Below are 12,220 nucleotides of genomic sequence, written 5' to 3' on the forward strand. Positions count from 1 at the left end.
TCGGCCTGGAGGCCTTCAGGGGGAGCAGGGATGATCGGTCGTCTCAATCACATCGCCATCGCGGTTCGCGATATCGCCGCGGCATCGAGGCTCTACCGGGACACCCTCGGCGCCGAGGTTTCGAGTCCGGAGCCGCTGGCGGAGCACGGGGTCACGGTCGTGTTCGTCGCGCTGCCCAACACCAAGGTGGAACTCCTGGAGCCCTTGGGCGAGGATTCGCCCATTGCCCGCTTCCTCGACAAGAACCCGGATGGGGGCATCCATCACGTGTGCTACGAGGTCGAGGACATCGGAGCTGCGCGGGATCAGCTCCTGAAAACCGGGGCGCGGGTGCTCGGCTCGGGCGAGCCGAAGATCGGGGCCCACGGGAAGCCTGTTCTTTTCCTGCATCCGAAGGACTTCAACGGCACCCTCATCGAGCTCGAGCAGGCATGAGGACAAGCTCTTGGTAAAGCTCATCAAAACCGTTTCCGACTCGCTCTGGGCGACCCTCGGCATCGTCGCTGCCGTGTCGGGCGCGGCCGTCGCCGTTACGGTCAGCTTCTTCGAGCTGACCGTCAGCGGCGCGCTCGCCCTTTATTTCGTGATCTGGTGGACGCTTCTCTTCGCGGTTCTGCCCTTCGGGGTCCGCAGCCAGGCGGAGACCGGGGAGGTCGTGAAGGGCAGCGAGCCGGGCGCGCCCGCCGCACCGGCATTGCGGGAAAAGGCGATCTGGACGACCCTCGTCGCCGCCACGGTTCTCGTGGTCGTCGCCGGAATATTGCCTCTCTCGGGGCTCTGAAGCAGGAAAGAAAAAAGCAAGGCTTTCGCCTTGCTCGAACTGCCTTTTGGCAATTTTGACCCTTGGCTTTCTTGCGCCGTCGCTTGTTATAGCGAGCGAGGGTCTTGTTCCTCCCGAAACTCGGACCGCAGCGTCTGACCTTTGAAGGTCTAGAACGTTAGCGTTCCGTTTATAGCCGCCTCAAAAAGCCGTGTCATCTTTTTTGGGCAGGGTCTGATGCATTTTTCGGCACATATTGTATTGACCTTTCGTCTAAGGCGCCGGCCCGGGCCTTGCGAACAGATGACAGCTTGTCTTTTGCCAAGGGTCTGTGTTGTGTGCTTGAAACGAGTCGCGACCTGTCATTCCACTCTTCATCGATCCGAAGGCGTTCTATGCGTTTGAGCCGTTATTTCCTGCCTATTCTCCGCGAGACGCCGAAAGAGGCGGAGATCGTGTCCCACCGCCTCATGCTGCGGGCCGGGATGATCCGCCAGGAAGCGGCCGGAATTTATGCCTGGCTGCCGTTGGGCCTGCGGGTGCTGAACAAGGTCAATGCCATCGTGCGTGAGGAGCAGAACCGCTCCGGCGCCATCGAGCTGCTCATGCCGACCATCCAGTCGGCGGATCTGTGGCGCGAGTCGGGCCGCTACGACGCCTACGGCAAGGAGATGCTGCGGATCCAGGACCGGCACGAGCGCGAAATGCTCTTCGGTCCGACCAACGAGGAGATGATCACCGAGATCTTCCGGGGCTATGTGCGGTCCTACAAGGACCTGCCGCTGAACCTGTACCATATCCAGTGGAAGTTCCGGGACGAGGTGCGCCCGCGCTTCGGCGTCATGCGTTCGCGCGAGTTCCTGATGAAGGACGCCTATTCCTTCGATCTCGATCAGGCCGGCGCCGTCCATTCCTACAACAAGATGTTCGTGGCCTATCTGCGCACCTTCGCCCGCATGGGCCTCAAGGCCATTCCCATGCGCGCCGATACCGGACCCATCGGCGGCAACCTGAGCCATGAGTTCATCATCCTCGCCTCCACGGGCGAGAGCGAGGTCTTCTGCCACGCCGATTACCTCGACTACGAGATTCCCTCCGTGGATACGGATTTCGACAGCGTCGCCGGTCTCCAGGGCATCGTCGACAAGTGGACCTCCCTTTATGCCGCCACCTCCGAGATGCACGACGAGGCGGCCTTCGAGGCCATTCCGGGCGACAAGAAGATGTCGGCCCGCGGCATCGAGGTCGGGCATATCTTCTATTTCGGCACCAAGTATTCCGCCCCCATGGGTGCCAAGGTCATGGGACCGGACGGCCAGGAACGGGAAGTCCACATGGGCTCCTACGGCATCGGGCCGAGCCGCCTGATCGCGGCCATCATCGAGGCGAGCCACGACGAGAACGGCATCATCTGGCCGGAAGCCATCGCTCCGTTCGACGTGGCGATCCTCAATCTCAAGGCCGGCGATTCCGCCACCGACGAGGCCTCGAACCGCCTCTATGGCGAATTGACGGCCGCCGGCCGCGACGTGCTCTACGACGACCGGGACGAGCGGCCGGGCGGCAAGTTCGCCACCGCCGACCTGATCGGTATTCCGTGGCAGATCCTGATTGGACCCAAGGGCCTGGCGGACGGTAAGGTGGAACTGAAGCATCGCGCCACGGGCGAGCGGGAGATCCTGCCGCTGGGTGATGTCGTGTCCCGCCTGACAGCATCGAAATAAGGGCGAGATGGCCAAGACCGCGCCGACCGGAACCAAACCCTTTTCGCTCTTCGAGTGGATGCTCGCCGGGCGCTACCTGCGCACGCGGCGGCGGGAAGGGTTCGTTTCGGTCATCGCCGGCTTCTCCTTCCTCGGCATCATGCTGGGCGTCGCGACGCTGATCGTGGTGCTGTCGGTGATGAACGGCTTCCGTAAGGAGCTGCTCGACAAGATCGTCGGCATCAACGGCCATATCTTCGTGGCCCCCATTGAATCCCCGCTGACCGACTATCCGGAAGTGGCCCAGCGCATCGCCGCCGTTCCGGGGGTCAAGCGCGCGATCCCGCTCGTGGAGGGGCAGGCCTTCGGCTCCTCGCAGTACAACGGCAGCGGCGTTCTGGTGCGCGGCATCCGCGGGGAGGACATCCGGCGCATCGACTACATTGCAAACAACCTCCGGCAGGGCAGCCTGGAGGATTTCGAGAACGGGGAGGGCGTCGCCATCGGGCGGCGGCTGGCCGAGGCCCTGTCGCTCCAGGCAGGCGACACCTTCACCCTGATCACCCCACGAGGAGCCTCGACTCCGTTCGGAACGGCGCCGCGCGTGAAGGGCTATCCGGTCAAGGCCGTTTTCGAGATCGGCATGTCGGAGTTCGACTCCACATTCGTCTACATGCCGCTGACCGAGGCGCAGAACTACTTCAACCGCCAGGGCGACGTGCAGCTCATCGAGGTCTTCCTCGAGAACGCCGACCGGGTGGACGAGGCCCGCGCGGCCATCGAGGCGGCGGCGGGCCGGCCAATCCTCATGACCGATTGGCGCCAGCGCAACCGCACGTTCTTCTCCGCCTTGGAAGTGGAGCGGAACGTGATGTTCCTGATCTTGACGCTCATCGTCCTCGTGGCGGCGCTCAACATCATTTCCGGGCTCATCATGCTCGTGAAGGACAAGTCGTCGGACATTGCGATCCTGCGGACCATGGGGGCGACCCGCGGGGCGGTGATGCGCGTCTTCCTGATCACGGGCGCATCCATCGGCATCGTCGGCACGATCGCAGGCTTCGGGCTCGGGCTGCTTCTCGCGCTCAACGTCGAGACCATCCGCAACTTCATCTCGAACCTCACGAGCACCAACCTCTTCCCGGCGGAGCTCTACTTCCTCAGCCGCCTCCCGGCGGAGGTCGATACGGCCGAAGTGATCACCATCCTCGTCATGGCCATGGTCCTGTCGCTTCTGGCGACCCTCTACCCCTCCTGGCGGGCGGCGAAGCTCGATCCGGTCGAAGCGCTGCGCTACGGGTAGTCCATGTCAGCAGGTCAGACCAAACCCGCCCTTTTCCTTTCGAAGGTCGAACGCCGCTATCCGCAAGGGGAGGGCTTCCTCGAGGTGCTGCGCGGAGCCGATTTGGCGATCTGGCCGGGCGAGATCGTGGCGCTCGTGGCGCCGTCCGGAACGGGCAAGTCCACCCTGCTGCATGTGGCGGGGCTCCTCGAGAAGCCCGATGGGGGCGAGGTCTATGTGGGCTCGCAGCCGACCGCCGGGATGGGCGACCCGGAGCGCACGCGTATTCGCCGCGAAGAGCTCGGCTTCGTCTATCAGTTCCACCATCTCCTGCCGGAATTCTCGGCCCTGGAGAACGTGGTGATTCCGCAGCTCATCCGCGGGCTGCCCAAGAACGAGGCACAGGAGCGCGCCAAGCAGATCCTGACCTTTCTCGGTCTCGGCAAGCGCCTGGACAACCGGCCGGGCGAACTCTCGGGCGGTGAGCAGCAGCGCGTCGCCATCGCCCGTGCGGTCGCCAATGCGCCGCGCCTCCTGTTGGCGGACGAGCCGACCGGCAACCTCGATCCCCACACCGCGGATCGCGTCTTCCAAACCCTCGTTTCGATCGTGCGCGCCTCGAAGCTTGCGGCCCTGATCGCCACCCACAACATGGATCTCGCTGCCCGAATGGACAGGCGGGTGACGATCCGCGACGGTCTCGTGGTGCAGATGCCGTAAGGCTGGCTTGTTGCTGGGTTCGCATGTCGCCCGACGGGGAAGGGGCCCATGGCTCCTGCGACCGCAGAGCCTGCCGCGTCACTCCCGCGCCTTATGCCCCCTTGAGCGGCCCGGTGCGGCTCTTATCCACACCTTCCCGTGCGTTAAGAGTCTGTTGACTCCGTCCGGAGTGCCGGTTCTGCACACCCTTTACACAGAACATACGCTGAACAAGAATGAACATACAAAGAACATGGAGTGACGGACATGCTGCGTATGATCATCGAGACGGCTGCTGAAATTGCTTCCCTTGCAGTGTTCGGTTCTGCCATAGCGATCTGGGCGCTGGTACTGTCTCCGATCGCGTAATCCCCTGGATTCACAGGAAGGAATTCTCCCTGCCGTGAGGTAGGGCGCGGTTAGGGAGAATCGTGTCACACTGCGCGCCTGTTTCGAGTTTCGGTTCATGACGCGCGTTCTTCAAGATATCGGTTTCGTCCATCTGCATGTGCACTCCTCCTACTCGCTGCTCGAGGGGGCACTGAAGATCGCGCAACTCGCGAAGCTGGCGGCGGCGGACAAGCAGCCGGCGCTGGCGCTCACCGACACCAACAATCTTTTCGGCGCCCTCGAATTCTCAGAAAAGCTGGCCGGCTCCGGCATCCAGCCCATCGCGGGCGTTCAGCTCTCGGTCTGTTTCGAGGAGCCCGATCCTGTCGCCCGGGTCGTGCCCCAGCCCTCGAACGTGGTGCTGCTGGCCCAGACCGAGGAGGGCTACCGCAACCTCATGCGCCTCGTGAGCCACGCCTATTTCGGCGTGCCGCTCGGCGAGTCGCCCAGGGTCGCGGCACCCTCGCTCGCCCAGCACTGCGAGGGGCTGATCGCTCTCACGGGCGGCTTTACGGGGCCGCTCGACTGCGCCTTGCGGGACGGTCGCCAGGAACTGGCCCAGGCGCGCCTCGACATGCTCAAGCACGCTTTCGGGCATCAGCTCTATGTGGAGATCCAGCGTCACGGGCTCGATACGGAGCGGATGATCGAGGGCGAGCTGATCGCGCTCGCCGACCGCAACGGGCTTCCCATCGTGGCCGCCAACGAGCCGTTCTTTTCGTCGCCCGGCGACTACGAGGCGCACGATGCGCTGCTCGCCATCGCCGAGGGGCGCATCGTCTCCGACGACAACCGCCGCCGGGTCTCGCCCCAGCACAATTTCAAGACGCGCCAGCAGATGATGGAGCTGTTCGCGGACCTGCCGGACGCGCTGCAGGCGAGCGTCGAGATCGCCATGCGCTGCTCGACCCGCGTGAGAACGCGCAAGCCCATTCTCCCGAGTTTCGGAACGGGCCCGGATGCCGCCACCCTGGACGAAGGCGAGGAGCTCAAGCGGCAGGCGGAGGAGGGGCTCCTGAAGCGCCTTGCCGCGCATGGCCCCGCCCCGGGCCTGACCGAGCAGGATTATCACGACCGGCTCGCCTACGAGATCGGGATCATCCGGAACATGAAGTTTCCGGGCTACTTCCTGATCGTGTCGGACTTCATCAAATGGGCGAAGGATCACAACATCCCGGTCGGGCCGGGCCGTGGTTCGGGCGCGGGCTCGCTCGTGGCCTATGCGCTCACCATCACCGATCTCGACCCGCTGCGTTTCGCCCTGCTCTTCGAGCGATTCCTGAACCCCGAGCGCGTGTCGATGCCGGACTTCGACATCGATTTCTGCGTCGAGGGGCGCGAGCGCGTGATCGAATACGTGCAGCAGCGCTATGGCGAGGAGCAGGTCGCGCAGATCATCACCTTCGGTACGCTGCTCGCCCGCGGGGTGATACGCGACGTGGGGCGCGTGCTGGAAATGCCCTATGGGCAGGTGGACAAGCTCACCAAGCTCGTGCCGCAGAACCCAGCCAATCCGGTGACGCTCGCCCAGGCCATCGAGGGCGAGCCGCGGCTGCAGGCGGCGATCGACGAGGAGCCGGTCGTCAAGCGCATGCTCGACATCGCCCAGAAGCTGGAGGGCCTGCACCGTCACGCCTCGACCCACGCGGCGGGCGTGGTGATCGGCGACCGCCCCCTGCAGGAGCTGGTGCCGCTCTACCGAGACCCGAAAACCGGCATGCGCGTGACCCAGTTCAACATGAAATGGGTCGAGCAGGCGGGCCTCGTGAAGTTCGACTTCCTGGGCCTGAAGACGCTGACGGTTCTGCGCACGGCGGTCGACCTCATCCGGCGCACGGGCGTGGAGGTCGATCTTTCGGCCCTGCCTCTCGACGACCGCAAGACCTACGAGATGCTCCGGCGCGGCGAAACGGTCGGCGTGTTCCAGGTGGAATCGGCGGGCATGAGAAAAGCTCTTGTCGAGATGGAGACCGACCGCTTCGAGGACATCATCGCGCTGGTCGCCCTCTACCGTCCGGGCCCGATGGCGAACATTCCGGTCTACTGCGCCCGCAAGCTCGGCAAGGACGAGCACAACAAGAAGGATTGGTACCCGCACGACAAGCTGGAGCCGATCCTGCGCGAGACCTTCGGCATCATCGTCTACCAGGAGCAGGTGATGGAGGTGGCGAAGGTCCTCTCCGGCTACTCGCTCGGCGACGCCGACCTTCTGCGCCGCGCCATGGGTAAGAAGATCAAGGCCGAGATGGACGCCCAGCGCGAGCGCTTCGTCTCGGGCGCCGGAAAGGGCGGGCTGGACAAGGCCAAGTCCAACGAGATCTTCGACCTTCTCGCCAAGTTCGCGGATTACGGCTTCAACAAGAGCCACGCGGCGGCCTATGCCCTCGTGGCGTTCCAGACCGCCTATCTCAAGGCCAATTACCCGGTCGAGTTCCTCGCCGCGTCCATGACGCTCGACCTGGACAACACGGACAAGCTGTCCGAATTCCGCCGCGAGGCCCAGCGCCTCGGCTTCAAGGTGGTGCCGCCGTCCATCAACCGGTCGGGCGTGGTCTTCGACGTCGTCTACGACCAGGAGGGCAAGGGCCAGATCCTCTATGCGCTCGCGGCCGTGAAGGGCGTCGGGCGCCAGGCCATCGAATCGGTCGTCGAGGCCCGCGGCGACAAGCCCTTCAAGGACCTCGCCGATTTCGCCCGCCGCATCAATCCGCGCATGCTCAACAAGCGGACCCTGGAAAACCTCATCGCGGCCGGCGCCTTCGACGAACTGGAGCCGGACCGGGCCAAAGCCTGCGCCTCCATCGACGCCATGATGAGCCTGGCCCAGCAATCCCACGAGGCCGCCAATGGCGGCATGATCGACATGTTCGGGGGCGTCGCGGCGGCGGACGTGCAGCTGCGAATCGGCCCCTACGAGCCCTGGCCCGCCGCCGAGAGGCTTCAGAAGGAATACGACGCTGTCGGCTTCTTCCTCTCGGGCCACCCGCTCGACGAATACGGCGACCTGCTGAAGAAGCTGAGGGTCCAGACCTGGATGGAGTTCAGCCGTTCCGTCAGGGCCGGCAACTCGGTCGGCCGGGTCGCCGCCACGGTCCTGGACCGGCAGGAGCGCCGCACGAAGACCGGCAACAAGATGGGCATTCTCACCCTGTCGGATCAGACCGGCCAATACGAGGCCATCATCTTCTCCGAGGGCCTGCAGCGCCTTCGCGACGTGCTGGAGCCCGGCAACGCCGTGATCCTGATGCTGCAGGCCGGCCTGGAGGGCGAGGAGGTGAGGGCGCGCATCGGCATGGCCGAGCCTCTGGAGGAGGCGGTCGCCAAGCACCAGAAGGGCATGCGCATCTTCCTGCGCGACGAGCGCCCCATCGGCAGCGTGTTCGAGCGGCTGAAGGCGCGGGGCGAGGGCGAGGTCTCCCTGGTGCTGATCCTCGACGACGGGGACCGGGAGGTGGAGGTCAAGCTTCCGGGCAAGTATATGGCGACACCCCAGATCGCCGGAGCCTTGAGGGCCGTGCCGGGGGTGGTCGACGTGCATATGAATTGAGGCTTTGCTTCGTTCTTTTCTGGAGTGGAGGCGTTCGTGCAACAGCGTGACAGGATCTGCGGTATCGGCTAACGTTTCCGTCCGGCTGAATGTAGGAACGCCTCTTATGCCGGATTTATCGACTCTCGCCCTTTTCGCAGCGGCTTGTTTGGCGCTCACGGCCACACCAGGCCCCGATATGCTGCTCATCGCATCTCGCAGCGCTAGCCAAGGCCCGGCATCCGGGTTCGCGACCCTCGCCGGTATCCAGACCGGCACCTATTGCCATGCTCTCGCAGCGGCCTTCGGTCTTTCGCACCTGTTCTTGGCTGTACCGCTTGCCTACGACGTGGTGCGCTATGTTGGGGCGGCCTACCTGCTTTATCTGGCGTGGAGGACGTTTCGATCCCACGATGCGGCGCTCTTTTCTACGGACGGGCTGCACGAGTACCCGCTTGGACAGGTATTTCGGCAGGGACTTTTCACTAACTTGCTCAATCCAAAAATGGCCCTGTTCGTGCTGGCCCTATTTCCGCAATTCGTGCGCCCCAATGTAGGCTCTGTTGCAGTGCAGATCATGCTCTTGGCAACCGTGCTCAATCTCGTCGGGCTTCTGGTCAACGGCACCATTATCATGATGGCTAGCCACATAGGCAGAACCTTCACGGGCCAGAAGAGGCTGCGCCGTATGCCCCAGCTTCTTCTCGGTACGGTATTCGCTGGCCTAGCCATCAGACTTGCGTTTGATGGGCGACGCTGATGTCTTGATAGCCAAGCCTCATGGCTCGAGCGTCACGTTCTGAGCGAGGATTATGTTCAGGCGGAGGAGGACTCTGCCGGCCTTTTGGCCTTGGATCGTCAAGGGAAATAGGGGGTGTATCCCCCTTGCATTCCCCCACCTTTTCCCCTATACGCGCCGCATCCCACACGCGGAGCTTGCCTCATGAATCAATGAGGCGTCCCGGTGGCCGGCAGGACCGGTCCACTGCTCCGCGGAGGCTTAACCGGAGAAAAACTATGGCGCTTCCTGAATTCTCGATGCGCAGCCTCCTCGAGGCTGGCGCTCACTTCGGCCACCAGGCTCACCGCTGGAACCCGAAGATGGGTCCGTACATTTTCGGCACCCGCAACAATATCCACATCATCGACCTCGCTCAGTCGGTCCCGATGATGCACCGCGCTCTCCAGGCCGTCAGCGACACGGTTGCCAAGGGCGGCCGCGTGCTCTTCGTCGGCACGAAGCGTCAGGCTGCCGATGCGGTCGCCGATGCGGCCAAGCGTTCGGCTCAGTACTACGTGAACTCCCGCTGGCTCGGCGGCATGCTGACCAACTGGAAGACGATCTCCGGCTCGATCGCGCGCCTGCGCAAGGTCGACGAGATCCTCGCCGGCGGCGGCCAGGGCCTCACGAAGAAAGAGCGCCTCATGCTCGCCCGTGAGAAGGACAAGCTCGAGCGCGCCCTCGGCGGCATCAAGGACATGGGCGGCACGCCCGACCTGATCTTCGTGATCGACACCAACAAGGAGCAACTCGCGATCCAGGAGGCCCGTCGCCTCGGTATCCCGGTTGCCGCCATCGTCGACACGAACTGCGATCCGGACGGCATCACCTTCCCGGTTCCGGCCAACGACGACGCCGGCCGCGCCATCGCGCTCTACTGCGACCTGATCGCCCGCGCCGCTCTTGACGGCATCTCCCGCGGCGCCGGCGCCATGGGCATCGATATCGGCGAGTCCGAGAATCCGATGGCCGAAGAGCTCCCGGCCAACGACGCCGCTCCCGCCTACGAGGGCGAGCAGTTCGAGCGCCTTGCGGCTCCCCGCGGCGCCCCGGACGACCTGACCAAGCTGAACGGCGTCGGCCCGCAGCTCGAGAAGAAGCTCAACGAAGCCGGCATCTTCCACTACTGGCAGCTCGCTGCCATGCAGCCGGCCGATGTCGAGCAGCTCGACAAGGACCTGAAGCTCAACGGCCGCGTCGAGCGCGACGGCTGGCTCGGCCAGGCCCGGTCGATGATCGAGGCAGCCTAAAGAGGCTGTCCGGCACCGCGAATTCGCGGTGCTGCTTGAGCAAATTGATCGAGCCCGGCGTTCCATGAGCGCCGGGCTCCCTATATGCGTAAACCTGTGAAAGGATGAGCCATGGCGAACATTACCGCTGCGATGGTGAAGGAGCTGCGCGACAAGACCAGCGCCGGCATGATGGACTGTAAGACGGCCCTCAACGAGACCAACGGTGATATCGAGGCCGCCGTCGATTGGCTGCGCAAGAAGGGTCTGTCCAAGGCCGCCAAGAAGGCCGGCCGCGTGGCCGCCGAAGGCCTCGTCGCCGTCGAGTCCTCCGGTCACACCGCGACGATCCTCGAGGTCAACTCCGAAACGGACTTCGTGGCCCGCAACGACCAGTTCCAGGCCTTCGTCCGCGAAGCCGCCAAGATCGCCCTCATGGGCAACGGCACCATCGAGTCGCTTGAGGCCGCCCACTTCCCGGGATCGCAGACGACCATCAAGGACCGCCTGCAGGAGCTGATCGCCACCATCGGCGAGAACATGACGCTGCGCCGCGTGGCGAAGCTCGAAGTTTCGAAGGGCCTCATCGCCTCCTATGTCCATAACGCGGTCGGCGACGGCCTCGGCAAGATCGGCGTTCTCGTGGCGCTGGAGTCGGAAGGCGACGTGACCGTGCTCGGCACCCTGGGCCGCCAGATCGCCATGCACATCGCGGCGACGAACCCGGTGGCCGTCGATGCTTCCGGCATCGATGCCGCGACCATCGAGCGCGAGAGCAACATCCTGCGCGAGAAGAATGCCGGCAAGCCGGACAACGTGCTGCAGAAGATCGTCGAGAGCGGCCTGAAGAGCTACTACAAGGAGGTCACTCTCCTGGAGCAGCCTTTCGTCCACGACCCCTCGAAGACCATCACCCAGGTCCTCAAGGAGGCCGAGTCCAAGGCCGGCAAGCCGGTCAGCCTGAAGAGCTTCGTCCGCTATGCCCTCGGCGAGGGCATCGAGAAGGAGGAAGCCCCGGACTTCGCGGCCGAGGTGGCCGCGGCGGCAGGCGGCAAGGCCTAAATCGAACCAAGCAAAACGGCGGCGCTTCAGCCGCCGTTTTCATGAGAAGGTTTGAAAAGAGAGGTCAGACAGTGACACAGTTTCGGCGCATCCTGGTGAAGCTCTCGGGAGAGGCCCTAATGGCCCCCGACGGATACTGGCTCGATCCTCAGACCCTGTCGGGGCTGGCGGAAGACCTGGCCCAGGCGACCCGCGCCGGATTCGAGATCGCCCTGGTCATCGGCGGCGGCAACATCATCCGCGGCGCCCGCATGAGCGCGGCCGGCTGGATCGACCGCCCCACCGCCGACTCCATGGGAATGCTCGGCACCGTCATGAACTCGCTCGCCATCGAGACGGCGCTCAACGCGGCCGGCGTCTCCGCCCGCACCATGGCGGCCGTCTCCATGCCGACGATCTGCGAGACCTATGCGCGCCAGCCGGCTCTGCACCATCTGGACAAGGGGCAGGTCGTGGTCCTCGCAGGCGGCACGGGCAACCCGTTCTTCACGACCGATACCGCGGCCGTGCTGCGGGCGGCCGAGCTGCGCTGCGACGCGGTGCTCAAGGCGACCCAGGTGGACGGCGTCTACTCGGCCGACCCCAAGAAGGACCCGAATGCGGTCCGCTACGACCGCATCACCCACGACGAGGCCATCGCCCGGGACCTGAAGGTGATGGACACGGCGGCCTTCGCCCTCGCCCGCGAGAGCAGGCTTCCCATCATCGTCGGCTCGGTCCATGCCCCGAGTTCCGTGACCGCAATTCTCCAAGGCAAAGTTCCTTCGACCGTTGTCTCCCCTTGATGC

10 protein-coding genes are annotated in these 12,220 nt (G+C 64.4%); all 10 read left to right on the forward strand.

Annotated features, from left to right (window positions below):
- Positions 1 to 30 precede the first annotated feature (30 nt).
- The 10 genes from mce to pyrH all read left to right on the forward strand — a co-directional run bounded on the left by mce (position 31) and on the right by pyrH (position 12,217).
- On the forward strand, positions 31 to 435 hold the full coding sequence (gene mce, locus LGR44_RS12490; protein WP_226740971.1) for a methylmalonyl-CoA epimerase: 405 nt from the start codon (positions 31 to 33) through the stop codon (positions 433 to 435).
- Positions 436 to 445: 10 nt separating this feature from the next.
- A complete protein-coding gene (locus tag LGR44_RS12495; protein ID WP_226740974.1) occupies positions 446 to 781 on the forward strand; it encodes a DUF1467 family protein in 336 nt (111 codons plus the stop codon).
- A gap of 374 nt (positions 782 to 1,155) precedes the next feature.
- Positions 1,156 to 2,484 carry a proline--tRNA ligase gene (gene proS, locus LGR44_RS12500; RefSeq protein ID WP_226740978.1) on the forward strand — a complete coding sequence of 443 codons (1,329 nt, stop codon included), beginning with the start codon at positions 1,156 to 1,158 and terminating at the stop codon, positions 2,482 to 2,484.
- Between the two features lie 7 nt (positions 2,485 to 2,491).
- Positions 2,492 to 3,766 (forward strand): lipoprotein-releasing ABC transporter permease subunit, encoded by a 1,275-nt coding sequence (locus LGR44_RS12505; protein WP_226740982.1) that lies wholly within the window; start codon positions 2,492 to 2,494, stop codon positions 3,764 to 3,766.
- A gap of 3 nt (positions 3,767 to 3,769) precedes the next feature.
- Positions 3,770 to 4,465 carry an ABC transporter ATP-binding protein gene (locus LGR44_RS12510; protein ID WP_226740985.1) on the forward strand — a complete coding sequence of 232 codons (696 nt, stop codon included), beginning with the start codon at positions 3,770 to 3,772 and terminating at the stop codon, positions 4,463 to 4,465.
- Between the two features lie 445 nt (positions 4,466 to 4,910).
- Complete coding sequence (gene dnaE / locus LGR44_RS12515; protein WP_226740989.1) at positions 4,911 to 8,381, forward strand: DNA polymerase III subunit alpha; 3,471 nt, start codon at positions 4,911 to 4,913, stop codon at positions 8,379 to 8,381.
- Positions 8,382 to 8,487: 106 nt separating this feature from the next.
- Positions 8,488 to 9,120, forward strand: coding sequence for a LysE family translocator (locus LGR44_RS12520; RefSeq protein ID WP_226740992.1), 633 nt, complete (start codon positions 8,488 to 8,490; stop codon positions 9,118 to 9,120).
- Positions 9,121 to 9,377: 257 nt separating this feature from the next.
- Positions 9,378 to 10,391, forward strand: a complete 1,014-nt coding sequence (locus LGR44_RS12525) for a 30S ribosomal protein S2 (RefSeq protein ID WP_226740995.1) — start codon at positions 9,378 to 9,380, stop codon at positions 10,389 to 10,391.
- 111 nt (positions 10,392 to 10,502) lie between these two features.
- Complete coding sequence (gene tsf, locus LGR44_RS12530; protein WP_226740997.1) at positions 10,503 to 11,432, forward strand: translation elongation factor Ts; 930 nt, start codon at positions 10,503 to 10,505, stop codon at positions 11,430 to 11,432.
- A 41-nt stretch (positions 11,433 to 11,473) separates the two neighbouring features.
- On the forward strand, positions 11,474 to 12,217 hold the full coding sequence (gene pyrH / locus LGR44_RS12535; protein ID WP_226740999.1) for a UMP kinase: 744 nt from the start codon (positions 11,474 to 11,476) through the stop codon (positions 12,215 to 12,217).
- Positions 12,218 to 12,220: the final 3 nt, after the last annotated feature.

Source organism: Microvirga lenta, from assembly GCF_020532555.1.
GTDB lineage: Bacteria > Pseudomonadota > Alphaproteobacteria > Rhizobiales > Beijerinckiaceae > Microvirga > Microvirga lenta.

Coding starts and splice junctions, on each gene's coding strand:
- dnaE (WP_226740989.1), top strand. CDS start 4,911: ATGACGCGCGTTCTTCAAGATATCGGTTTCGTCCATCTGCATGTGCAC.
- pyrH (WP_226740999.1), top strand. CDS start 11,474: ATGAGAAGGTTTGAAAAGAGAGGTCAGACAGTGACACAGTTTCGGCGC.
- LGR44_RS12525 (WP_226740995.1), top strand. CDS start 9,378: ATGGCGCTTCCTGAATTCTCGATGCGCAGCCTCCTCGAGGCTGGCGCT.
- LGR44_RS12510 (WP_226740985.1), top strand. CDS start 3,770: ATGTCAGCAGGTCAGACCAAACCCGCCCTTTTCCTTTCGAAGGTCGAA.
- LGR44_RS12505 (WP_226740982.1), top strand. CDS start 2,492: ATGGCCAAGACCGCGCCGACCGGAACCAAACCCTTTTCGCTCTTCGAG.
- proS (WP_226740978.1), top strand. CDS start 1,156: ATGCGTTTGAGCCGTTATTTCCTGCCTATTCTCCGCGAGACGCCGAAA.
- LGR44_RS12520 (WP_226740992.1), top strand. CDS start 8,488: ATGCCGGATTTATCGACTCTCGCCCTTTTCGCAGCGGCTTGTTTGGCG.
- tsf (WP_226740997.1), top strand. CDS start 10,503: ATGGCGAACATTACCGCTGCGATGGTGAAGGAGCTGCGCGACAAGACC.
- mce (WP_226740971.1), top strand. CDS start 31: ATGATCGGTCGTCTCAATCACATCGCCATCGCGGTTCGCGATATCGCC.